Source organism: Gilliamella sp. W8123 (genome assembly GCF_016101085.1).
Taxonomy (GTDB): Bacteria; Pseudomonadota; Gammaproteobacteria; order Enterobacterales; family Orbaceae; genus Gilliamella; species Gilliamella apis.
Genome location: NZ_JACFRE010000004.1, coordinates 1 through 24,826, shown reverse-complemented (window position 1 = coordinate 24,826; position 24,826 = coordinate 1). Strand labels below are relative to the sequence as shown.

Below are 24,826 nucleotides of genomic sequence, written 5' to 3'. Positions count from 1 at the left end.
AATTTTAATAAAAAGATTAATGCGCTTCATCCCAATTATTACCAATACCAACATCAACTTTTAACGGTACTGAAAGTTGGTAACAATTCTCCATAATTGATTTAATCAACGCACTATATTCACTCACCAACTCTTCTTTAACTTCAAACACCAGCTCATCGTGTACTTGCATCACCATTCTGATATTACCTGTCGGTTGATTTTTTATCCACTCACTCATTTTAATCATAGCGGTTTTGATGATATCTGCAGCAGTACCTTGCATAGGTGCGTTAATTGCCGCACGTTCAGCACCGCGTTTTTCAATACCATTGCCAGAAATGATTTTTGGTAAATATAATCGTCTTCCGGATAGAGTTTCCACATAGCCTTGTTGCATTGCCAATTGGCGTGTTTCTTCCATATAAGTTTGTACGCCAGGATAACGTTCAAAATAGCGATCAATATAGGATTGTGCTTCTTTACGAGGAAGATTAATTTGTTTCGATAATCCAAATGCACTCATACCATAAATCAAACCGAAATTGACCGCTTTAGCGCGTCGTCGCTCTTCGGCTGTCACATCTGCTTCTGGTTTACTTAATACTTCACTCGCGGTGACCCTATGAATATCTTTATCATTAGCAAAGGCGCTAAGCAGACTTTGATCTTGTGATAAATGCGCCATAATGCGCAACTCTATTTGCGAATAATCGGCTGAAATAATCTTATAACCATTTGGTGCAATAAATGCTTGCCGAATTCGCCGCCCTTCTTCATTACGTACTGGGATATTTTGCAAATTCGGATCATTTGATGACAACCGCCCTGTTACCGTACCTATTTGGTTGTAATTAGTATGAATTCGATGGTCTATTGGACTTACCATCAGTGGTAATTTATCAGTATAGGTATTTTTCAGTTTTGCCAAGCTACGATAAAACAAAATTTTACGCGGTAAAACATACTGCTCAGCAAGTTCACTCAACACATCTTCACTAGTTGATGGATCACCTTTTGGTGTCTTTTTTAAAACAGGTAACTGGTGTTTATCAAATAAAATAGCTTGAATCTGTTTTGGTGACGAAGGATTAAATTTTTCACCTGCTAGGAAATGTAATTCGGCCTGTAATTCTAGCATTTTTTTATTTAATTCAATGGAATAGTCATTTAACTGTTTAGTGTCAATTAACACTCCTGTCCTTTCCATATCGGCCAACACAATCGCCAATGGCATTTCAATATCGGTAAATAACTTGCTGAGCTTTTGGTCTTTTTCCAGTTCAGGCCATAGTTTCTGATGAAGTTGCAGAGTAACATCTGCATCTTCAGCGGCATATTGCGTAGTTTTTTCAACTTCAATAACATCGATAGTGACTTGTTTTTTGTCAACCTTGGTTAATTCATTATAAGTAATAGTTTTAAGATGCAAATAACGATTTGCCATACTATCCATATCGTGTCGTTCAGTACTATTTAAGACATATGACTCCAACATTGTATCATAAGCAATACCTTGCACATGGATATCATAATTAGCTAACACACTATAATCAAATTTGGCATTTTGGGCGATTTTCTTAATTGCGGGGTCTTCTAATATTGGTTTTAATTTAGATAATACCTCATTTAATGGTAATTGATCTGGCACACCAAGATATTGGTGATTAATTGGAATATAAGCAGCTTGATGAGGTGTAACGCTTAGCGATATGCCAACCAATTTAGCATGAAGATGATCAACATTATCAGTTTCTGTATCAAAAGCAAACTGCTGACAGTTAGCTAATTTACTGATCCAATCATCTAATTGCTCATGGGTTAATATACATTGATAATCTGTATCAATCTTATCTTTAACGGTATCGTTTTCCTGTGAAAATAATGACATATTTTCAATATCATTAGCTGTTAGTTTTTGTTTTTTTAAAAAATTACCCGCTATTAATTCTTTTTGCCAACGATGAAAACCATAATAAGCAAATAATTCGACTAATTTATTTACATCAATATCTGAAACAAGTAGTTGTTCATTGGTAAAATCTAATGCTACATCAGTTTTAATGGTAGCTAATAGATAAGAAAGCTCAGCATCCTTTTGATTGTCTATTAATTTTTGCTTTAATGATTTAGCACCTCGAATCGATAAATTTTCAATATCGTCTAAATGGTCATAAATATCTTGTACACTATCAAAAGCCGTTAATAAAGCTTGTGCTGTTTTTTCTCCAATCCCAACTACACCAGGTATATTATCGGAATTGTCGCCTCTTAATGCTAAATAATCTATAATTTTTCCTGGTGGCACACCAAATTTATCCATGACTCCTTGCGGATCAAGCACCGTATTATTCATGGTATTAATCAGTGTAACTTTATCACTCACTAATTGCGCTATATCTTTATCGCCAGTACTAATGAGTACCTGAAGATTTTCTTTTTCTGCTTGTCTGGCTAAAGTCCCGATCACATCATCAGCTTCAACACCTTCAATGCAAAGTAATGGTAAACCCATCGCTTTTAAAATGGTGTGAATTGGTTCAACTTGTGGCTGTAAATCTTCCGGCATCTCGTCACGTGTTGCTTTATATTCACTATAAATTTCATTACGAAACGATCCACCTTTAGCATCAAAAACTACCGCAACATGGGTAGGATTATATTGATTCATCAAGCTACGAATCATATTAACAACACCAAAAATTGCCCCAGTCGGTTCACCATTGGCATTGGTTAAAGGCGGACATGCAAAAAAAGCCCGATAAAGATAAGAAGATCCATCAATTAAAATAATTGGCGCATTATTTGGCATAAATAGTTACCCAAATGTTATTCAATTTAATAACCATAAGTATAACCTAATTAACAACAATATTCTCGTTGGCTCCGATAATATAGTGTAAAAATAATCCAGATAATAACAATCTTTTATTCAATCCAATTAATGAAAATTACTGTATATCACAATATGAGTAATATATAATGTGACATCTATTTTCGCCTGAGTACTAAATAAATGACAGAATTAAGTCCCGCTGCACAAAAAGTCAAAGAAGCATTAGCAGCTAAAAATCTTGAAACCCCATCATGTCGTTTAGCTATGGAAAATAGCCAACGGAAAGCTAAAATAGAAGCGCACTTCCGAGAAATCATGAAACTCATGGAACTTGATTTGCATGATGATAGCCTTAGCGAAACGCCACACCGAGTTGCCAAAATGTATGTTGATGAGATCTTTTCCGGACTTAACTATCATAACTTTCCCAAAATCACCCTAATTGAAAATAAAATGCTGGTTGATGAAATGATCACTGTTCGTGATATTACTTTAACCAGTGTTTGTGAACACCATTTTGTCACCATCGATGGTAAAGCGACCGTTTCTTATATCCCGAAAGATAAAGTGATCGGTCTATCAAAAATCAATCGAATTGTTCAGTTTTTTTCACAACGCCCACAAGTACAAGAAAGATTAACCCAACAAATTTTGGTTGCCTTGCAAACACTACTCGGTACGGTCAATGTTGCAGTATCAATTGATGCAACACACTTTTGTGTAAAAGCCCGAGGCATTAAAGATTCAAATAGTTTAACCACCACTACTGCGTTAGGTGGCGGATTTAAAACTAATCCAAGTACTCGACAAGAGTTTCTAAGAGCATTAAAACACTATTAATCAATCACAAGATTGCCGATATCGCCATAAAAAGCCTAATTGTTATTACGTGCATCTTCAAGAAAGATTGGTATAATTGGCAGCTATTTTAGTAAAAACATAATAATTAACTAACACGCTTTAATGAAGATAATCCGCGGTATTGATAATTTAAATAATGAATTTACTCAATGTGTAGTTACATTGGGCAACTTTGATGGTGTGCACTTAGGACACCAACAATTAATAAATCATTTAATAGAACAAGGTAAAAAATTAAACTTACCCACAGCGGTCATGTTATTCGAGCCACAACCATTAGAATTCTTCAGTAAGCAGGCACCAACTCGCTTAACTTCATTTAAAGAAAAAGTGCAGTTAATTGAAAAACTCGGTATCGACTATATTATCGCGGTTCCCTTTACCCAAACCTTTGCCAATATGTCAGCTAATGCATTTATTCAAGATTGGTTGATTAAGAAATTGAGTGCTAAATATATTGTTATTGGTGATGATTTCCAATTTGGCCGTGACCGCAAAGGCGATATCAATCTGTTACAACAATATACTCAAAATAACCAATTTTCGGTTGAAAGTATGCCAACCTTTGTTTGGAATAATTTAAGAATCAGTAGTACAGCTGTTCGTGAAGTACTGTTTAATAGTGATTTTGAATTAGCTCGTTGCCTTTTAGGTCGTGATTACGCAATTCAAGGTAGAGTGGTGCATGGTAATGCATTAGCAAGACAATTAGGATTTCCAACCGCCAATATTCATTTGAATCGAAAAAAACCTGCTTTACAAGGGGTCTATTTTGTCAAAGTCAAAAACTGTTGTAGCAATCAATATTATCATGGCATTGCCAATATCGGTATTAGACCAACCATTGAAGGTAAAAAAGCAATTTTAGAGGTGAATATATTTGACTTTTCAGGTGATATTTATGGACAATATTTAGACGTTATCTTTGTCTGTAAATTACGCGATGAGAAAAAATTTGACTCTTTAGCAGATTTAAAACAACAAATTTCACAAGATGTTTGCACTGCGAAACAGATCAGTGCAAAATTAACCAATTAAAAAGTAGTATCAACAAAAATAACTGGAATAAATCAGCATGACAGACTATAAAAATACATTGAATTTACCGGAAACTGGATTCCCTATGCGAGGCGATCTTGCTAAACGTGAACCAGCTATGTTGCAAAATTGGTATGATAAAGAACTTTATCGCAAAATCCGTCAAGTAAAAAAAGGCAAAAAATCTTTTATTTTGCATGATGGCCCTCCTTATGCAAACGGAAAACTTCATATCGGTCATGCCGTTAATAAAATAATTAAAGATATTATCATCAAATCTAAAGGTTTAAGTGGTTATGACTCCCCGTATATTCCAGGATGGGATTGTCATGGATTACCGATAGAACAAAAAGTTGAAGAACAGGTTGGTAAACCAGGCGTAAAAGTGACACCAGCTGAATTTCGCCAAATTTGTCGTGATTATGCGGCTTCACAAGTTGAACTACAAAAAGCTGATTTTATTCGTATGGGTGTACTTGGCGATTGGCAAAATCCATATCGTACAATGAATTATGATACTGAGGCGAATATTATTCGGGCTTTAGGTAGAGTGATCGAAAATGGTCATTTAGTCAAAGGAGCTAAACCAGTTTATTGGTGTACCGACTGTATGTCAGCCTTAGCGGAAGCCGAAGTTGAATATTATGATAAATCATCACCGGCAATTGATGTCAAATTCAAAGCAACTAACAATCAAACAGTAGCAAATAAATTCGGAGTTAGTACTGACTTAACTATTTATGCGGTTATCTGGACCACCACACCATGGACATTACCAGCTAGCCGAGGAATTGCACTTAATGCAACGGTAGAATATCAATTAGTCCAAATCAATGATAAAGAGTGCTTAATTTTAGCTGCTGATTTAGTTGAATCAGTTATGAAACGTGCTGATATCACTGATTGGAAAATCTTAGGTTCTTGCCAAGGTGATGCGCTTGAATTATTACGTTTCAAACATCCGTTCCTCGATTTTGATGAGCCAATTGTACTTGGTGAACACGTTACTGTTGATGCGGGTACTGGTGCTGTTCATACCGCTCCAGGTCACGGTGCTGAAGACTTTATCGTTGGCCAAAAATATGGCCTTGAAGTCGCCAACCCAGTTGGAGGTAATGGTTGTTATTTACCAGGAACAGGCGCTGGTTTAGATGGTTTATTCGTTTTTAAAGCCAATAAAGTAGTCATTGAGCTATTAAAAGAACACAATGCACTATTACATTTTGAAAATATTGAACATAGTTACCCGTGCTGTTGGCGACATAAAACACCGGTAATTTATCGTGCAACACCACAATGGTTTATCAGCATGGATAAACAAGGTTTACGTGCTCAATCGCTAAAAGAGATTAAACAAGTTCGTTGGATCCCTGATTGGGGTCAAGCCCGAATTGAAACAATGGTGGCAAATCGTCCTGATTGGTGTATTTCACGTCAACGTACATGGGGCGTACCAATGACGTTATTTGTACACAAAGAGACTGAAGAGTTACATCCAGACACACTACAGTTAGTCGAAAAAGTCGCTAAATTAGTTGAGCAAAATGGTATTCAAGCATGGTGGGATGCCGATATTAAAGATCTATTAGGTCCCGATGCCGATGATTATCGCAAAGTACCAGACACGCTTGATGTATGGTTTGATTCAGGTTCAACATTCTACTCAGTTGTTGGCGTACGTCCTGAGTTTGAAGGACATGAAGCGGATATGTATTTAGAAGGTTCGGATCAACATCGTGGTTGGTTTATGTCTTCGTTAATGTTATCAACGGCAATTGATAACAAAGCACCGTATAAACAAGTATTAACGCATGGCTTTGTGGTCGATGGACAAGGTCGTAAAATGTCTAAATCGCTAGGTAATATCGTTACACCACAAGAGGTAATGAATAAATTAGGTGCCGATATTCTACGATTATGGATTGCTTCAACCGATTATTCAGGTGAAATGAGCTATTCAGATGAAATCATCAAACGAGCAGCTGATAGCTATCGTCGTATCCGTAATACTGCCCGTTTCTTATTGGCTAACTTAAATGGTTTCGATCCAGTTAAAGATATGGTTAAACCTGAAGATATGGTGGTACTCGATCGCTGGGCGGTTAGCGTGGCTAAAGAAGCACAGGAACAAATTATTCAAGCCTATGAAAACTACGATTTCCATAGAGTGGTACAACGCATAATGCAATTCTGCTCAATTGAAATGGGATCATTCTATTTAGATATTATCAAAGATCGTCAATATACGGCGAAAAGTGACAGTATTGCCCGCCATAGCTGTCAAACAGCGTTATACCATATTGCGCAAGCAATGGTTCGTTGGATTGCACCTGTTTTATCATTTACTGCAGATGAAATTTGGCAATATCTACCGGCAACAGAAAAATCAGAATTTGTGTTTGAAGATGAATGGTACACATCACTATTTAGCCTGTCTGAGAGTGAAACACTAAATAGCGCTTACTGGGCACAAATTTTAACTATTCGTAGTGAAGTGAACAAAGTGTTAGAGCAAGGTCGTAATGATAAAGTCATTGGAGGCTCACTCGAAGCAGCAGTTACACTTTACGCCAATAGCGAAATAGCTACGGCACTTGCGAAATTAGAAAACGAATTACGTTTTGTATTACTGACTTCACAAGCAAGTGTTAAACCGTTAGACAATGCATCACAACAAGCAGTACAAAGTGATATTCAAGGTCTTAAAATTGAGCTTGCTAAAGCACAAGGCGATAAATGCCCTCGCTGCTGGCATTATACTGTTGATAACAATCCTACCACTCACTTATGTAAACGCTGTGAAGAAAATATTCATGGCAATGGTGAAGTAAGACATTTTGCTTAACCACTAACAGTTAGTGATAGGAATAGAAAAGAGCTATAAAAATAATCTTATAGCAATTAACTAAGTACATTTACCGCCGACGATTGTCGGCGGTATTATAATAATGAGCATAGACTATATGAAAAAAGATAACGGACTTTACTGGTTATTATTGGCGGTAGTGGTTTTTGTTATAGATATTGCAAGTAAATTTTGGATTGTAAAGAATTTTTTCCTTTTTGAATCAGTAAATCTACTTCCCTTCTTCTCAATAACATATGTCCGCAATATTGGTGCCGCATTCAGTATATTTGAAGGCCAACGCTGGATACTGGCAGCAATTGCCTTTATTGTCAGTGCAGTAATTGTTTATATGCTATATCGCAATAAGCATAAACAAAAATTAGAAAACTTCTCATTAGCATTAATTTTAGGAGGTGCGTTAGGCAACCTATTCGATCGCCTCTATCATGGTTTTGTTGTTGATTTCCTAGATGTTAATTTTGGTGATTGGCATTACCCAACTTTTAATATTGCTGACTGTGCCATTTGTTTAGGTATTGGAGTCTTTATCCTAAGCAATTATGTAAAACCGAAAAAAATAGATTAACATGCAGATTATCCTCGCTAATCCACGTGGTTTTTGTGCTGGTGTAGATCGAGCAATAACCATCGTTGAACGAGCAATCGAACTGTTTGGCGCACCGGTTTATGTGCGCCATGAGGTTGTTCATAATCGCTATGTGGTTAATCGTCTTAAAGAGTTAGGAGCAATATTTATTGAAGAAATCAATGAAGTACCTGACGATAGTATCCTCATTTTTTCCGCTCATGGCGTATCTAAAGCGGTTCGAGATGAAGCTAAACGTCGTCAACTACGGATATTTGATGCAACATGTCCTTTAGTTACCAAAGTTCATATGGAAGTTGCTAGAGCAAGCTATCGAGGAGAAGAAGTTATTCTTATTGGTCACGCTGGCCATATTGAGGTCGATGGTACTATGGGGCAGTATAGCAATCCTGAAGGTGGTATTTATTTAGTCGAATCCATTGAAGATGTGCAGAACCTGCAAGTAAAAAACGACCAGCACCTCTGTTTTACAACCCAAACAACGTTATCCGTTGATGATACTGCTGAGATAATTGCAGCGTTAAAAAATCGCTTTCCGAATATTCGCAGCCCTCGTAAAAACGATATCTGCTATGCCACCACCAATCGCCAGCAAGCAGTAAAACAGCTATCATCTCAAGCCGATGTGGTTTTAGTGGTTGGTTCGAAAAACTCGTCAAACTCAAACCGATTAGCTGAACTGGCAAGACGAAACAGTAAACACGCTTATTTAATTGATTTCGCATCCGATATTAATCTTGAATGGTTAGTTAATGCTCGAACTATCGGCGTAACAGCTGGAGCATCAGCGCCAGATATTTTGGTTAAGCAAGTTATCGATCATCTAAAAAGTCTAGGTTGTACATCATTGGTTGAAACCGAAGGAATTTCAGAAAATATCACCTTTGAAATTCCAAAAGAATTACGCATAGAGGTAAAATCAACTAACTAAGAAGAATGGGTTAGTTGCTTGAATTTTTCTAATAATTGCTCTTGGCTTTCGACACAATCCGGATCGGCAATAATCGCATTTTGAATCGGACAAACTCTCTGGCAAGTCGAATGATCATAATAACCAACACATTCAGTACATTTATTTGGATCAATTTCATAAGTATCAAACCCCATTGAGATAGCCTCATTTGGACACTCGGGTTCACACATATCACAATTAATACACTTTTCGGTTATTTTTAATGCCATTGCTATAATATCTTTAACCAGTAAAAAAATTGGCGTCATTATAACGCAATACAAAATAATTCCTAATATGGATCTATATTGCAATTGCATGATTAGCAAAATTTTTGCAAAAAAATTTTGAGGAAAGGGGTTTTTAAAAATAGAATTTAGCGCTAACACCAATTAATTTTCATAAAACTTACAATTTATTATCTTTAGTTATCATTGCAAATTAAATTAATACGTTACAATGCTCAAAAAAATAACAAAAGAAATAAAAGGATGAAAAGATTGGTAAAATTCTTAACATTTAAATCCATCGTTATTACGGTTATTGGTTTTGTTCTGCTCTACATAGCAAAATTAATTTTGTTTCCTGCTGAACCGAACATTAATTATATAACGTCAACGGTCACTAAAGCGAATATTGAGAAAACGGTACTTGCTGATGGCACTATAAGTGCTTTCAAACAAGTTAGCGTTGGTGCACAAGTTTCTGGGCAAATTAAAAAATTGTATGTTGAGCTCGGCGATGAGGTTAAACAAGGAGATATGATTGCTGAGATTGATGATCTTAAGCAAAGCAATGATCTTAAACAATCCGAGGCATCTCTTAACAGCTTAGAAGCCCAACGAACCTCCAAGCAAGCAAAATTAGTCAATTATCAATTAACCTATGAACGTCAATTAAAGTTGGTTAAAAAAGGGGTTGGCGTCCAATCTGATTTAGATTCTGCCAAAGCAGATCTTGATGCAATTAAAGCCGATATTGCTGCCCTTGATGCAGATATTGTTAGTGCTCAAGTTGCAGTTGATACTGCAAAAGTCAATTTAGGCTACACTAAAATACGCGCACCAATTGATGGTGTTATTGTTGCTATTCCAGTTGATCAAGGACAAACCGTAAACTCGGTACAAAGTGCACCTACTATTGTTAAAGTTGCCCAACTGGACAAAATGACTATTGAAGCACAAATTTCAGAAGCTGATGTTATCGGTGTTAAAAAAGGAATGCCGGTTTATTTCACTATATTGGGACAACCAAACAAACGTTTTGATGGACTAACATTGCGGGCAATTGAACCAGCCCCTGACTCAATTAATACTGAAAGCTCAGCAAATTCAAGTACGTCATCGACCACCAAAAGTGCAATTTATTATAACGGCTTATTAGATGTCGATAATCCTGATCATATTTTACGTATTTCTATGACTGCTCAAGTTTATATTGTGCTAGCAGAAGCAAAAGATGTCCTTGCCATTCCATCTCAGGCTATCCAAAAAAATACTGGTAAAAATAAAGCGATTGTTTATGTTCTGAATAATCAAAATAGTATCGAAGAGCGAGAAGTTAATTTAGGGATTAATAATAATATTAATGTTGAAATCAAATCAGGTCTTAAAGAAGGAGAAGTTGTCGTTGTTAGTAGTGCAAACGGTGCAACATTTAATCCAAATAACAAAGGACCAAGGATAAGATTCTAAGATGACCAACAATAATACTCCATTAATAAAACTTGAAAATATTATTCGTGAATTTCCGGCTGGAGATTCTACGATACAAGTCCTAAAAAGCATCAACTTAACCATTAATGCCGGAGAAATGGTTGCCATTATAGGGGCCTCTGGTTCTGGTAAATCGACGTTAATGAATATTCTTGGTTGTCTTGATAAGCCAACCGAGGGAATTTATTCAATTGGGGGGCGAACGACGAGTCAATTATCGCCGGATGAATTAGCTGAATTACGCCGTGAACATTTTGGTTTTATCTTTCAACGTTATCATTTATTAAATGCCTTAACCGCACAAGGTAATGTGGAAATACCGGCAATTTATGCGGGAGTGACCAATGAACAACGGCAAAGTCGAGCCACTAATATTTTATCCCGTTTAGGCCTTGCCGATAAAATAAATAATAAACCCAATCAATTATCTGGTGGTCAGCAACAAAGAGTGAGTATTGGACGGGCATTAATCAATGGCGGACAAATTATATTAGCCGATGAACCAACAGGTGCACTTGATCGTAAAAGTGGTTTAGAAGTCATGGCTATTTTACGGGAGTTACATCAACAAGGGCACACTGTCATTATCGTTACTCATGACCCCAATATTGCCCAAAGTGCTGAAAGAATTATTGAAATTAGTGATGGCAATATTATTTCCGATTCAATTAATCCTAATTATTGCCCTGAACAAGCTAATAATCGACAAGTTAAGCAAATCGAAATAACCAAAACTCAAGATAATTTTTCAGCTAAATATTACCGTTTTCGCGATGCGTTTAAAATGGCAATATTATCTATGTTGTCGCAACGATTACGAACTTTCTTGACTATGTTGGGTATTATCATTGGTATTGCTTCTGTGGTATCTATGGTTGCTTTAGGAGAAGGAACGAAGCAGAAAATACTTTCCAATATTAATTCATTAGGTACCAGTACTTTAGAAATTTACGCCGGTAGTGGTTTTGGTGATCGTAATGCCGATAAAATTACCACACTACGATCATCGGATGCTGATTTTTTAGCTCAACAAAGTTTTGTTCATAGCACCACTCCAAATCTTTCTACTAGCGTCTATTTCCGTATTGATAATTTAGCGGTTACTGGGACAGTTAATGGTGTCGGCGAGCAATTTTTTGCTGTACGTGGCTATACAATCAGTAAAGGTATTGCTTTCGATGAAACCGCGGTAAGCACTTCTGCACAAGAGGCGGTAATTGATGAAAATACCGTTAAAAGATTGTTTAGTGATCAAGATCCAATAGGAAAAATTCTCATGGTTGGCCAATTACCGGTTAGAATCATTGGGGTTGCCACCAAACAACAACAAGGATTTGGTAATAATGAAAGCCTTAATATATGGTTACCTTACACGACGGTAATTAATCGTATGGTTGGGCAAACATCATTAAAAAGTATTACTGTTCGAATAAATGATAATGTAGATTTAAATATTGCCGAGCAAGCGATTAATAAAATTATGTTGCAGCGTCATGGTAGTAAAGATTTCTTTATCTTTAATTCAGACAGTGTAAGAGAAACCGTTAATTCTTCTGCTTGGGTATTAACTTTGCTGATCTCAACTATCGCATTAATTTCTTTGATTGTTGGTGGTATTGGAGTAATGAATATTATGCTGGTATCTGTAACCGAAAGAACTCGGGAAATTGGTGTCCGTATGGCAGTTGGGGCACGTTCTAGTGATATTTTGCAACAATTCCTAATTGAAGCTGTGTTAGTGTGTTTAATTGGTGGAACATTAGGTATCGTTCTATCATTTATTATCGGTTTTGTTTTTAATTATTTTGTTACCTCATTTGCTATGAGTTTTTCTATCATTTCGATTATCGCAGCGTTTAGTTGCTCAACCATGATAGGTATTATTTTTGGTTATGTTCCGGCAAAACGAGCTGCAAAACTTGATCCAATTTATGCTTTAGAAAGAGAATAGAAACTTTTTGCTAAAATAAAATCCCTTTGTCGTAATACCAACAAAGGGATTTTGATATTTTTAGAAAACCGTAAAAACATTAAGTGATAATTATTTGGCTTGCTCTTGACTTTCAGCCTTATCTTTTTCTACGTCTACATTCGGATCTAAATCAACTAAATAAGCAGTTACTCTTACATAGTCTTTGATATAATCAGTACTATTACTGGCATTAAGACCACGTGAGTTGACAAAAAACTTGCGATTAACCACTACCATTGGAATTGATTCTGGGCTTAATTGTTTAATTGAATCAGTTTGTTGTGCCATAAAAGCTTTAACTAAAAAACTTTTTTGGGTTTTCTCAAACTTTTCAGCATCAACACCTAAACTGGCAAAAACAGCTTTAATATCATCGACAGTTTTTATACTACGATCGGTTTGCACTGCTTTATATAGCGCATCAGAGGCTTTATCTTCAATACCTAAAACATTAGCAATAGCCCATGCCTCAGCAAGCTCTTTAGCTAAAGGACCAAAGTTTTCCAAATGGTAACGTCTAAATTTTGCATCTTTAGGCAAAGCCTTAGCAATCATTTCTGGCGTATGATATTCACTTTCAAACTTGAAACAGCTAGGGCAATTGAATGAAAAGAATTCAACAACTTCTTTATCCGGAGATGGCTGAAATGGCAAAACACCATATTGTTTGCCACTTTCAATCGGTGCTGGCTGTGTAGCAGCACTTGCCGTAGCTGGCTGAGTATCATTTTTACTAGTTGCTGGTGCTTCATCAGCAAAACTGGTCATAGAGGTTAGTAATACTCCAATTGCAATAAGCGTTTTTTTCATTTAATTGATTCTCCTTATTCTTCAATAATTCCGCGTGCCTTTAATAATGCGGTTTTAAAATCATCTTCATAATCTTTTTTTAATCCAGGTATAGCTTCGTTTTTATCTGAATTACGCATTTTTAAATGATAAATTAAAACTTCATCACTAAGATCTTTAAGATCACCATCAAAACCAGCTTCCTTTCCTAATTTATCTAAAAGTTGCAATAAATTAAGATCTGAATCGTTTTCCCAAGCTGGTTGTAATAATTCTATTAACTCATCAATACGATGACATTTCATAATAAATACCTTATTTAATATTCAACTAAGTTGAAGACGATGATATAAACCTTTATGTTAATCTTCTTCGTTACTATCTATATATTAAAAAGTATCTATTATATACTCGACTTTAAATTTAAATAGTGCATTTACAAAGATTCATAACCTAGTGATATATGTTATTTGCGACTAAAAAATAACTTTGCTATATAGTAATGCTATTTTGTTTTTTAGCAATGTAAAAGAGAAAGAATTTATGGAAAAACCGCCAATTACTGGCATTATTTTAGCTGGTGGCCAAAGTAACCGTATGAATGGTAAGGATAAAGGCTTGATGTTATTAGCTGGTAAACCTCTTTACCAATATGTCATTGATCGAATTAAGCCACAAGTCGATTTGCTAATGATTAATTGTAACCGTCATGTTGAGCAATATCGTTCGCTTGGTTATCCAGTATTTTGTGATGATTTGCAGGGATTTCTAGGGCCTCTTGCCGGAATTTATAGTGGCTTATTACGCAGTCCCACTACTTGGAATTTATTTGTCAGTTGTGATACCCCTTTTTTACCCAATGATCTCATCACTCGTTTAGCAAAACTCACTACAACCCATCAAGCTATCTATCCTTTTGATGGCAAAAATGACCACCCAACCATTTTATTAATCAATAAATCCATCGCCCCACAATTAAAAAAATATTTAGAAGAAGGCGATCGCAAACTGATGTTATTTTTACAACAGATTAATGCCGTTGCCGTAGATTTTAGCGACAATCCAGTCAGTTTTACCAATATTAATACATTAGATATGCTGGAAAACGCCAATTTTATGATCAAAGCAAATAACTAAATCATTCAAACAACTATATCAAGTAACCAATCGGTAATTTTAAACTATAAAAAACCCCTTTCCTCAAAATTAATATTTTGTTTAGTTCCATATTATTGTTCATTAGTATTTTTAATACAGTTAGTTGATTTGCTGATCACAAACTTAGTTCACATCTAAACATATTTTCAATTATGTTGAAATTTTAATCTATTTATATTAAGTCACAGCATAACAAAAAAGGGATTTTTAGCTATTTAACAGCATAAAATCCCCTTTCTTCAGATGTATTTATTTCTCAATTTAGATAACAACAAAGCTAAACTTACCGATAAAAAAGCGCACTATTCGTTTTTAAGCAGCTTAGCTAACTGATTAGCAAAGTTTTCTATTTCAACTTCCTGAGTTGACCATGAAGTACAAAAACGTAAGCAAATATGTTCTGGATCACTTTGGCCTAAATTATCCAATTCATAAACAGAAAGAATTTTTTGCGCTAATTGATTAGGTAACAGAACAAATAGTTGGTTAGTTTGTGGTTTAGCAGCAAAAGTAAATCCAGCTTTTTCAAATAGGGTTGTGAGTTTTTCAGCCATGCTATTACTATGTTTACCTAAGGAAATATAGAGGTCATCTTGCATCAATGCTTTAAATTGTACGGCTATAATCCAACTTTTCGCTAAAATTGCTCCTTTCTGTTTCATATTAAAGCGGAAGTCATGATTAATGCTATGATTATTAAATACTAACGCTTCACCGGCAAAAGCACCAACTTTGGTACCACCGATATAAAATGCATCAGTATATTTGGCTAAGTCAGGAAAAGTAATATCATTATCTTTAGCTGCCAATGCCATTGCTAAACGCGCACCATCTAAATAAAGGTAAAGATGATTTTTTTGACAAAATTGATACAGATTTTGTAACTCTTGCTTGCTATATATAGTCCCTAATTCGGTGGTATTGGAAATATACACCAGTTTTGGTTGTACCATATGTTCATCACAATGATAATCTAACACTGGTTTGATTAATTCTGGCGTTAATTTTCCATCTTTGGTTTTAACCGTCACCACTTTATGCCCGGTTGCCTCAATTGCGCCAGTTTCATGCACATTGATATGCCCAGTTTCAGCAGCGATAACCGCTTGATAAGGTTTTAAAATATGCGAAATTACCGTCAAATTGGCCATGGTTCCACCGGCCATAAAATGGATATCAGCATTCGGTGATTTTAATATTTCTCTTATGTGATTGATGGCATCATTACAACAATCATCTAAACCATAACCACTCAACTTTTTATTATTAATATCGATAAATTCTTTTAATAAATCAGGGTGCACTGTTTGGTTATAATCATTTAAAAAATCATACATACCATTGCCTTTAATCTTGTATAAAATAATGTAATATCTACTTTTAAATATAACATGTTAGTGGCAAGAGTCTATGAATAGTAAAAAAATTATTGGCATATCTGGATATAGTGGGTGTGGTAAAACCACATTGCTAAAAAAGATTATTCAGTTAATGGTTTCACAAAATATTAAGGTAGGTTCATTAAAACATGCCCATCATGATATTGAATTAGATATCCCAGGTAAAGATAGCTATGAGCTACGCAAAGCTGGGGCGCAGCAAACGATTATTGCTTGTGATAAACGTTATGCATTGATTGAGGAAACACCCAATAACCCCATTGACTTAAAAACACTTATTAACCATTTTAGCGATGTTGATATCATATTAGTTGAAGGATTCAAAGATGAGCAAATTCCCAAAATCATGTGCCATCGTAATACAATCGCAAAACCACTATTTATTGATGATTTTACTATCGCCGTTGCCAGTGATGAGCAATTAAATACATCTGTACCTGTATTAGATATTAATGAGCCAGAACAAATAGTTAACTTTATAAATAATTATTTATTTAACGATTAATATAACCTATCTTACTTGACGACTTTTGTATTAGAATACTGTTTACTCAACCATTTTTAATTAGTGGTATCTGGACTAATATGAAACTCACATTAAGGAAAACGTTAAGCATAATAACAAAAATCGTGATTGGATTTATGCTAGTTTCGGTTTTTATTATTTTATTAATGCGCTGGGTTAATCCGTTTGGTTCGATGTTAATGGTTGAAAGAAAGATCGCTCATTGGAATATCACTCAGCAACGCACCTGGAAAGATTGGGATCAGATTTCAGATAATATTAAAATTGCAGTTATTGCCGCCGAAGATCAAAATTTTGCCGATCATTGGGGTTTTGATTTTAAAGCCATTAATCGGGCACTAATTTATAATCAAAAAAATAGAAAAATCCGTGGTGCTAGTACCATAACGCAGCAAGTAGCAAAAAATATTTTTCTATGGCCATCGCGAAGTTGGATCCGTAAAGGTATTGAATCATGGTTTACCGTTTGGATTGAGCTTATCTGGTCAAAACAACGTACACTCGAAATTTATTTAAATAGTGTGGAATGGGGTGAAGGTATTTTTGGTATTGAAGCTGCTTCTCGACACTATTTTAACGTCAGTGCTAGTCAATTAACACCCTATCAAGCTAGTTTATTAGCGGCTACACTACCAAATCCAAGAAAATGGAGTCCGGCCAATCCTGATGATAAGATACAAAAAAAGGCCGAATGGATCCGCGGGCAAATGAGTAATTTAGGTGGTAAAAGTTATCTAAAACAGCTTAACTAATATATTTCCTTACATAAAATTTTTAATATATTCAGGTACTACTTGACTGGCAGGACCGTAAATTTTAGTCTTAAATAAGTTTTCACCTAAACTAGGTTCTAAGTTAAGTTCTACCGTTTTAACGCCAAATTGATTAGCCATTTGCACAAAACCAGCGGCTGGATAAACATTTCCTGAAGTACCAATTGAAATAAAATAATCAGCTTTCGACAGCGCATCATAGATTTCATCCATTTGTAGTGGCATTTCACCAAACCAAACTATATGTGGGCGAATCAGTTTGTTTTCTTCATAATTAACATCTTGATAACAATCTAGAATTTGCCCATTTTTTTCATTGCGAACCTTTAATAATTCACCATGCATGTGGATGATATTTTTTGAACCGGCTTTTTCATGCAGGTTATCCACATTTTGGGTAACAATTAATACATTATCCGAGCCTAAGGTCTGCTCTAGTTGCGCTAAGGCAAAATGAGCCGCATTGGGTTTTACCTCAGGATTTTGTAACTTATTGCGTAGCATATTATAAAAATTATGTACACCAATGGGATCACGCAAATAACCTTCGTAAGTAGCAACATCATCCACATTATGACCTTCCCACAATCCATTTTGGGCGCGAAAAGTTGATAAGCCAGATTCAGCAGAGATACCGGCACCTGTCAAAATGACTATTTTAGGTGTTTGCAACATATCTGTTTGCCTTTTATTAATAAGTTAAATCATCTACTATAATTAAACATCATTATTGACTATATTCTGTGGTAAATATATGTAAAGCGGGTTTGCTTAACTTTTGATATTGGCTATAAGCCGTTGCTACTTTAAGCCTTGTTTCATCTTTTGCTTCACCATTCAACCAACTACTAATCATAGCATGAATACTATAAGCTTCCGGTGCCATACGGTGCAGGGTTAAAATAAGTGGTGTTATACCTAATCGAGATAATGGCGGCGTAAAATACTTCTGACTTTTACAGGCAAATACGGCTGCATAGCGTGTTTTTTGTTTCTCTTGTTCTGCTTTTGACAGCGTGTACCAACGCCAACTATCTGGTAAATAATTCCACCATGACCATTCCATTAATGCATCATGTCCAACATAAACAACTAAATGAGCTTTTGCTCCCGCCTCAATTTGAGTTTTATCGATTAAAAAGGACGCTGATTTTTTTCCAGCTGAATAACTAATAAAATCATCTACTGTGTCGTTGATATATTTACCATCATATGCCTGAGCAATAAGATAGACATCCTTGCTTTGATGTTTATAAATTATTTCCTCTAATATCTTGCCTTTATTGGGTTTATTAACTTGTAGAACTTGCCACTCTTTTTGTTTAGCAAAATAGGTTTTAAAACCATAAGCCGCGCCCCAATAAAGATTATTTTTCGGATCTTGACCATTACCAATTGCCGCCGGTACTCGAGCGATAGCCTGATATTTGTTATCACATAATGCCACTAGCACATGGATCACTTTGGGTTCAGCCAAACATGAAAATGATAACATTAGCAATCCAAATGAGAGAAATGCAAAATACTTTTTATATTTTTTCATTGATAGTGATCATCCATTTATCAACCAACGGCTACAATGCGTTTTTTATAACTTATTCACAACAATATTTTGATAGTTAATGATATTTTATTCTAATTCACTATCTTTACATACTAATAATTATAATTAATAATCAATTATTACTAGTAACGAGACAATATTATGGAGTATTAGAAATGAAAACAATTGGATTAATTGGTGGCATGAGTTGGGAAAGTACCGTTACTTATTATCAAGTGATTAATCAATTTATTGGCAAATCCCTTGGTGGATTACATTCAGCTAAAACTCTGTTATATAGTGTCGATTTTCAAGAAATAGAAAGCTGCCAAGCAAATAATGAATGGGATAAAAGCGCAATTATTTTAACTGATGCAGCTAAAAGATTAGAATTAGCCGGTGCTGACTTTGTTATTATTTGTACTAATACGATGCATAAGGTTGCAGACCAAATTCAAAAAGCAATTACAATTCCTATCATTCATATTGCTGACGTGACCGCCAAACATTTGATTAAAGATAAAATAAAATCAGTTGCATTACTTGGTACCAAATACACCATGGAGCAAGACTTTTACAAATCAAAACTAATTGAAAAAGGTTTAAATGTTTTAATTCCTGATGAACAAGATAGAATCATCATCAACGATATTATTTATGATGAACTTTGTCTTGGGCAAATTAAACCAGAATCTAAGCAAGCTTATCTCAATATTATAGATAAACTCGTTAAGCAAGGCGCTGAAGGGGTAATTTTAGGCTGTACTGAAATTGGTTTATTAATATCCCAACAAGATTACGCCATTCCTTTCTTTGATACAGCCCTATTACATGCTCAAGAAGCTGCATGGTTAGCGATTCATTGATCGCAAAGCAGTATAGGCAGAATTACACTCTCTCTTAGTTGATTCGGGATTTTTTTCTATCAATTGTTTGAAATGATTTATAGTATTTTCCAATGATTCTTCAGGATCAGCTGGGAGTTTAGATGATAATTGTAATTCGTGAACTAATTTTAGATAGCGATCACATTCAATAACACCAGTATCAATGGATACATCAGAAGGTGTATTTTTAGCATTATCATTACAAGCAACTAAACTAACAGCAATTAGACTAAGTAAAATAACTCTCAGCAAATCATTTAACATTTTTATCCCTCTTATAAAAGCTAACTTCTTGGTGATTATCTATTTAATCTTAAATTATAGTGTATAAAAAGAGTTTAAATATAACTATTTTATTCAATTAGTTATTTTAATTCTTAACTTATCTATAAACTAATTTAAATTCAGCATATAAAAAAGCCCCACTTTAACTAAAGTAGGGCTTATATGTTATTAATAAAAGCAATTATGCTTCAATCGCTACACGTAATTTTTTCATGGCATTTTTTTCAAGTTGACGAATACGTTCAGCAGAAACGCTATATTTATCGGCCAACACTTGCAATGTTGATTTACTGTCATCGGCATCTAACCACCGTGCTTTGATAATATCTTGGCTACGTTCGTCTAATTGAGACAAGGCATCATGTAACTTGTCAGTTGCCTCATTTTCCCAATTATCGTTTTCGATTGATTTTGAAAAATCAGAATTACCATCTTCTAAATAAAGCGCTGGTGCGACAATTGAATTATCATCGTCATCATTATCAATATCAAATGACATATCTTGCGCTGACATACGTGATTCCATCTCTAAGACGTCTTTACGACTTACACCTAGTTCATCAGCAACCATATCGACTTCAGCGCTATTAAACCAACCTAAACGTTGTTTATTCTTTCTTAAATTAAAGAATAATTTTCTTTGTGCTTTGGTTGTAGCAACTTTAACAATACGCCAATTTTTTAGTACATATTCATGAATTTCAGCTTTTATCCAATGTACTGCAAATGATACTAAACGTACACCCATTTCAGGATTGAAACGACGTACGGCTTTCATTAAACCAATATTTCCTTCTTGAATCAAATCGGCTTGTGGTAGACCATAACCAGAATAACCACGCGCAATATGCGCAACAAAACGCAAATGAGACAAAATCAATTGTCTTGCTGCATCCACATCATCATGATAATAAAGGCGTTCACCTAAAGACTTCTCTTCCTCTGCAGTTAGCATCGGATAAGTATTTATCATACGAAGATATGATTCAATATTTCCTTGTGGGATTAAAGCACCTGCTTGCATTTTTAAATCAGTACTCATTTAATTCCCCCTTAAATTAAACTAATTTTGCTACATTTTACATTAGTAACAATTTAAAATCTTTCTATAAACTTAGACCACCAAAATGTGATTTAGTTCACATTTTTATCATTATATTTGCAGTAAAGCTGCTTATAAAAATCGTAAATAATTAATCTACAATTATGAAGCTATTACCGTTTTATTCAAATACTTTTTAGTAGCAATAAATGCTGAAAACCAGCCAATAATCATCGAAAATAAAACAATTAACAAACTTTCTTCCCATGAAAGTCCATTTATATTAATAATTGTTCCAAAAACATCTGATACATGCAACATGGTTGAATCTATTTGAAGAATAAATACTTTCGATAGAATCAATGCCAAAATCGCACTAATCAATCCAGTAAAAATACCATTATATAAAAATGGTCGTAAAATAAAGCCTTCAGTCGCACCAATCAATTGCATAACAATAATTGTTTGCCTACGGGCAAATATATTTAACCGAATACTATTACCAATAACCAATGATACGGCAATAACCATAAAAATTGAGATTGTCCACACTATCGATTTTACCATATTGGTCAATGCGGTTAATCGAGTAAACCAGCTATCATCAAGTTGCACATCATCAACACCCGCTATTGTTTTTAACTGTGTTTGCAGATCATGTAATTTATCGGTAGATTTGGCTTCTTCTATTGGAAAAACAATAGCAACAGCTGGTAATGGATTTTCATCGAGTAGGTCAAGAGCATCATCAAATCCAGACCAAGTTTTAAACTCTTCTCGTGTATCTTCACGAGAAAGATAAGTCACATTTTCAACTTCAGCAATAGTCTTAAATTTATCAATTAAATCATTAGTTTGTTCCGAATCTAAAGTTTTATTAATATAAACTGTTAAATTGGGCGTCGGATACCACTGTTCCGCCGCTTGATTGGCGTTTTTCAATAATAAATAGCCTATCGTCGGCAAAGTAATTGATATAGCAATAACCAAAATTGTCAGCAAAGAAGCAAATATATTTTGATAAAAATAGTTAAACACATTATGCCATGCGTAGCTGATCTGCCTTTGCCAGCGGCCCAAAAAGCTATTATTGTTGGTTTTGTTTTTTTGTTTAGATGGTTTAACCTTCGCATTTATCATCAACTTTTAACCTCTAAACGTCCTTGATTCAAATTTAGTATTCGATGATGTTTTCGACGTATCAACCCCATGTTATGGGTTGCCATTAACACAGTTACACCGGCTTGATTAAACTCTTCAAATAATTTCAAAATATCTTTTGAAAGTTTGTCATCTAAATTACCAGTTGGTTCATCAGCAAGTAAAACCGTAGGTCGATTGACGATTGCTCGAGCTATCCCCACTCGTTGCTGTTCACCGCCAGATAGCTGTATTGGGTAAAATTTCATTTTATCAATCAAACCAACTTTATCTAATGCCGCAGAAACTCGTCTTTTAATTTCTTCAACAGGTTTACCTAAGATAATTAATGGAAAAGCAACATTATCATAAACAGTATGATCGAGTAATAGTTGATGATCTTGGAAAATCATACCAATGGTACGGCGCAGAAAAGGCATTTGATTTTTTTTCAAACTGGAAACATCAACACCATTCAGTAATACCTTGCCGTCATTAGCTTTTTCTAATCCACAAATCAAACGCATTAATGTACTTTTACCCGCGCCGGAGTGACCGGTTAAAAAGGCCATTTCTCCTTGCGCTAAAGTAAATGTTATATTTTGTAAAGCTGGTTTACCACCCGAATAAACTTTACTAACGCGTTGAAATTGGATCATGATTTATCTCTATTCTTCCGTTTCGTCAAATAGGGCATTAATAAAATCATCAGCAACAAAAGGTCTTAAATCTTCAATTTTTTCACCTACGCCAATATAGCGGATTGGAATATTAAATTGATCAGCTATGCTAAATATAATGCCACCTTTTGCGGTACCATCTAACTTGGTTAATGTCATCCCTGTTACGCCAACCGCTTCATTAAACAGCTTTGTTTGGCTAATTGCATTTTGTCCTGTCCCAGCATCTATAGTTAACATAATTTCATGCGGTGCTGTTTCATCTTGCTTTTTAATTACTCTGACTATTTTTTTCAATTCGTCCATTAAATGAGATTTATTTTGTAAACGGCCAGCAGTATCAGCAATTAAAACATCGATATTTTTTGCTTTTGCAGCCTGAATAGCATCGAAGATTACCGATGCTGAGTCAGCATTAATATGCTGAGCAATGACAGGGATGTTATTACGTTCACCCCAGACTTGCAATTGTTCAACCGCGGCAGCACGAAAGGTATCGCCAGCGGCAAGCATCACTGATTTGCCTTGTTGTTGAAATTGACGGGCTAATTTACCAATGGTTGTCGTTTTCCCAACACCATTGACACCAACCATTAAGATAACAAAAGGTTTATGACTTTCTATATTAAGTGGTTGCTGAGCACCATCTAAAATAGATTTCATTTCATTTTTTAATAGATCATGTAATGCATCCGCATTTTTTAATTCTTTTCTTGACGCTTGTTGTGTTAACGAGCTAATCAATCTTTGTGTGGTATCGAAACCGACATCAGCAATGATCAACTGTTCTTCTAATTCTTCAAACAACTCATCATCGATCTTTTTGCCTTTAAATAAGCTTAGAAAACCAGATCCAATATTTTGTTTAGTTTTAAAAAGACCTTTCTTTAAACGAGTAAAAAAACCTTCTTTCTTTTGTTCAACCATAAATAATCTATCCTACGATCAATATTAATGATCATTTTATCTTATTTTACAATAAAGCCCAAAGGATTCGATCAAAGAGAATCATATAATTGATCCTTTTGATCTTTCAAAAAATATAATTCTTTAGAATTGTCTGTTAAATGTGGTTAGCGGAGATAAAGATCACCAGTAGCAACCGATCGCCATTCGCCTAAAGGTAACTGATGAGTGAATAAATTATATTTGCCAATCTGAACACGAATTAAGCGTAAACAAGGGAATCCAACCGCAGCACACATTCTTCTAACCTGTCGATTTTTTCCTTCTGTTATGGTAATACTTATCCATGAAGTAGGAATAGTTTTGCGTTCTCTAATAGGGGGTATTCGTTGCCATAAATTAGTCGGCTCTGCAAGTGATGTCACGATTGCTGGAGCAGTATAAAACTCTTTCAATTGCACACCACTAGTTAATTTATCTATGGCTTGTCGATTTATTAATCCTTCTACCTGCACCCAATAAGTTTTAGGTAATTTAAATTTTGGTGAGCTAATTTTTGCTTGTAGCTTACCGTCATTAGTAAGCAGCAATAAACCTTCACTATCGGTGTCTAAACGACCAGCAGGGTAAAAACCAGGTAAAGCTATATAATCTTTTAATGTTTGATATTTTTCATGTGCAGAAAATTGTGTCACAACATTAAACGGTTTATTAAAAGCGATTAATGAACTCATCTCACCCTCAGAAGAATTTTTAAGTATTCTTAGAATGCAAAAAAGCCCAGCATTGCTGCTGGGCTCGTATATTTAAAAGTCTGGCGGCACCCTACTCTCACATGGGTAATACCCACACTACCATCGGCACTACGGCGTTTCACTTCTGAGTTCGG

23 protein-coding genes and 1 pseudogene are annotated in these 24,826 nt (G+C 35.0%); 11 read left to right on the top strand and 13 right to left on the bottom strand.

Features of this window, described 5'->3' with window-relative positions; translation table 11 throughout:
- Window positions 1–16 precede the first annotated feature (16 nt).
- A complete protein-coding gene (polA, locus tag H3T56_RS05870) occupies window positions 17–2,791 on the bottom strand; it encodes a DNA polymerase I (protein ID WP_198192252.1) in 2,775 nt (924 codons plus the stop codon).
- Between the two features lie 204 nt (window positions 2,792–2,995).
- Between polA and folE the strand changes: the two genes are divergently transcribed.
- The 5 genes from folE (at window position 2,996) to ispH (ending at window position 9,100) form a co-directional block, all read left to right on the top strand.
- Window positions 2,996–3,655, top strand: coding sequence for a GTP cyclohydrolase I FolE (folE, locus tag H3T56_RS05865; protein ID WP_198192251.1), 660 nt, complete (start codon window positions 2,996–2,998; stop codon window positions 3,653–3,655).
- Window positions 3,656–3,778: 123 nt separating this feature from the next.
- Window positions 3,779–4,714, top strand: coding sequence for a bifunctional riboflavin kinase/FAD synthetase (gene ribF, locus H3T56_RS05860; RefSeq protein WP_198192250.1), 936 nt, complete (start codon window positions 3,779–3,781; stop codon window positions 4,712–4,714).
- A gap of 37 nt (window positions 4,715–4,751) precedes the next feature.
- Window positions 4,752–7,559, top strand: coding sequence for an isoleucine--tRNA ligase (gene ileS, locus H3T56_RS05855; protein WP_198192249.1), 2,808 nt, complete (start codon window positions 4,752–4,754; stop codon window positions 7,557–7,559).
- 118 nt (window positions 7,560–7,677) lie between these two features.
- Window positions 7,678–8,148 carry a signal peptidase II gene (gene lspA / locus H3T56_RS05850; protein ID WP_198192248.1) on the top strand — a complete coding sequence of 157 codons (471 nt, stop codon included), beginning with the start codon at window positions 7,678–7,680 and terminating at the stop codon, window positions 8,146–8,148.
- 1 nt (window position 8,149) lies between these two features.
- Complete coding sequence (gene ispH, locus H3T56_RS05845) at window positions 8,150–9,100, top strand: 4-hydroxy-3-methylbut-2-enyl diphosphate reductase (protein ID WP_065577947.1); 951 nt, start codon at window positions 8,150–8,152, stop codon at window positions 9,098–9,100.
- Here the strand turns inward: ispH and H3T56_RS05840 are convergent.
- Window positions 9,097–9,351, bottom strand: a complete 255-nt coding sequence (locus tag H3T56_RS05840) for a YfhL family 4Fe-4S dicluster ferredoxin (RefSeq protein ID WP_065614797.1) — start codon at window positions 9,349–9,351, stop codon at window positions 9,097–9,099. The two genes, ispH and H3T56_RS05840, sit on opposite strands and share 4 nt — an antisense overlap.
- A gap of 261 nt (window positions 9,352–9,612) precedes the next feature.
- On the opposite strand from H3T56_RS05840, the gene H3T56_RS05835 reads away from it, so the two are divergent.
- A complete protein-coding gene (locus H3T56_RS05835) occupies window positions 9,613–10,815 on the top strand; it encodes an efflux RND transporter periplasmic adaptor subunit (protein ID WP_198192247.1) in 1,203 nt (400 codons plus the stop codon).
- Between the two features lies 1 nt (window position 10,816).
- The gene (locus tag H3T56_RS05830; RefSeq protein WP_198192246.1) at window positions 10,817–12,787 is read left to right on the top strand and encodes a MacB family efflux pump subunit; all 1,971 of its coding nucleotides are present in this window, start codon (window positions 10,817–10,819) and stop codon (window positions 12,785–12,787) included.
- 90 nt (window positions 12,788–12,877) lie between these two features.
- On the opposite strand, the gene H3T56_RS05825 is transcribed toward H3T56_RS05830, so the two are convergent.
- Together H3T56_RS05825 and H3T56_RS05820 are read right to left on the bottom strand one after the other, a co-directional pair.
- Window positions 12,878–13,618 carry a DsbA family protein gene (locus H3T56_RS05825; RefSeq protein WP_086360958.1) on the bottom strand — a complete coding sequence of 247 codons (741 nt, stop codon included), beginning with the start codon at window positions 13,616–13,618 and terminating at the stop codon, window positions 12,878–12,880.
- A 14-nt stretch (window positions 13,619–13,632) separates the two neighbouring features.
- The gene (locus H3T56_RS05820; RefSeq protein ID WP_065577951.1) at window positions 13,633–13,902 is read right to left on the bottom strand and encodes a YihD family protein; all 270 of its coding nucleotides are present in this window, start codon (window positions 13,900–13,902) and stop codon (window positions 13,633–13,635) included.
- Between the two features lie 238 nt (window positions 13,903–14,140).
- Here H3T56_RS05820 and mobA point away from each other — a divergent pair, with 238 nt between their 5' ends.
- On the top strand, window positions 14,141–14,734 hold the full coding sequence (gene mobA, locus H3T56_RS05815; RefSeq protein WP_198192245.1) for a molybdenum cofactor guanylyltransferase MobA: 594 nt from the start codon (window positions 14,141–14,143) through the stop codon (window positions 14,732–14,734).
- A 323-nt stretch (window positions 14,735–15,057) separates the two neighbouring features.
- Here mobA and H3T56_RS05810 read toward each other — a convergent pair whose 3' ends face one another.
- Entirely contained in the window at window positions 15,058–16,092 is a 1,035-nt protein-coding gene (locus tag H3T56_RS05810; protein WP_198192244.1) for a low specificity L-threonine aldolase, read from the bottom strand.
- A 73-nt stretch (window positions 16,093–16,165) separates the two neighbouring features.
- On the opposite strand from H3T56_RS05810, the gene mobB reads away from it, so the two are divergent.
- Complete coding sequence (gene mobB, locus H3T56_RS05805; RefSeq protein WP_086365587.1) at window positions 16,166–16,660, top strand: molybdopterin-guanine dinucleotide biosynthesis protein B; 495 nt, start codon at window positions 16,166–16,168, stop codon at window positions 16,658–16,660.
- A gap of 80 nt (window positions 16,661–16,740) precedes the next feature.
- Window positions 16,741–17,433 carry a monofunctional biosynthetic peptidoglycan transglycosylase gene (gene mtgA, locus H3T56_RS05800; protein ID WP_065614780.1) on the top strand — a complete coding sequence of 231 codons (693 nt, stop codon included), beginning with the start codon at window positions 16,741–16,743 and terminating at the stop codon, window positions 17,431–17,433.
- A 9-nt stretch (window positions 17,434–17,442) separates the two neighbouring features.
- Here mtgA and cobB read toward each other — a convergent pair whose 3' ends face one another.
- The gene (cobB, locus tag H3T56_RS05795) at window positions 17,443–18,129 is read right to left on the bottom strand and encodes a Sir2 family NAD+-dependent deacetylase (RefSeq protein ID WP_198192243.1); all 687 of its coding nucleotides are present in this window, start codon (window positions 18,127–18,129) and stop codon (window positions 17,443–17,445) included.
- Between the two features lie 52 nt (window positions 18,130–18,181).
- Window positions 18,182–18,949: a hypothetical protein gene (locus H3T56_RS05790; protein WP_198192242.1), complete on the bottom strand. Its 768-nt coding sequence runs from the start codon at window positions 18,947–18,949 to the stop codon at window positions 18,182–18,184.
- 224 nt (window positions 18,950–19,173) lie between these two features.
- Between H3T56_RS05790 and H3T56_RS05785 the strand changes: the two genes are divergently transcribed.
- On the top strand, window positions 19,174–19,863 hold the full coding sequence (locus H3T56_RS05785; protein ID WP_065577957.1) for an aspartate/glutamate racemase family protein: 690 nt from the start codon (window positions 19,174–19,176) through the stop codon (window positions 19,861–19,863).
- On the opposite strand, the gene H3T56_RS05780 is transcribed toward H3T56_RS05785, so the two are convergent.
- The 6 genes and pseudogenes from H3T56_RS05780 to H3T56_RS05755 form a co-directional block, all read right to left on the bottom strand.
- Complete coding sequence (locus H3T56_RS05780; protein ID WP_086360965.1) at window positions 19,849–20,148, bottom strand: hypothetical protein; 300 nt, start codon at window positions 20,146–20,148, stop codon at window positions 19,849–19,851. The two genes, H3T56_RS05785 and H3T56_RS05780, sit on opposite strands and share 15 nt — an antisense overlap.
- 202 nt (window positions 20,149–20,350) lie before the next feature.
- The gene (rpoH, locus tag H3T56_RS05775; RefSeq protein WP_065577959.1) at window positions 20,351–21,211 is read right to left on the bottom strand and encodes an RNA polymerase sigma factor RpoH; all 861 of its coding nucleotides are present in this window, start codon (window positions 21,209–21,211) and stop codon (window positions 20,351–20,353) included.
- A gap of 162 nt (window positions 21,212–21,373) precedes the next feature.
- Window positions 21,374–22,351: a permease-like cell division protein FtsX gene (gene ftsX, locus H3T56_RS05770; RefSeq protein WP_198192241.1), complete on the bottom strand. Its 978-nt coding sequence runs from the start codon at window positions 22,349–22,351 to the stop codon at window positions 21,374–21,376.
- Window positions 22,351–23,010, bottom strand: coding sequence for a cell division ATP-binding protein FtsE (ftsE, locus tag H3T56_RS05765; RefSeq protein WP_065577961.1), 660 nt, complete (start codon window positions 23,008–23,010; stop codon window positions 22,351–22,353). Before ftsE ends, ftsX begins: the two co-directional genes overlap by 1 nt.
- A 9-nt stretch (window positions 23,011–23,019) precedes the next feature.
- A pseudogene (gene ftsY, locus H3T56_RS05760) lies at window positions 23,020–23,943 on the bottom strand (signal recognition particle-docking protein FtsY); the annotation flags it as partial.
- A gap of 161 nt (window positions 23,944–24,104) precedes the next feature.
- A complete protein-coding gene (locus H3T56_RS05755; RefSeq protein WP_065577962.1) occupies window positions 24,105–24,671 on the bottom strand; it encodes a pseudouridine synthase in 567 nt (188 codons plus the stop codon).
- Window positions 24,672–24,826 lie beyond the last annotated feature (155 nt).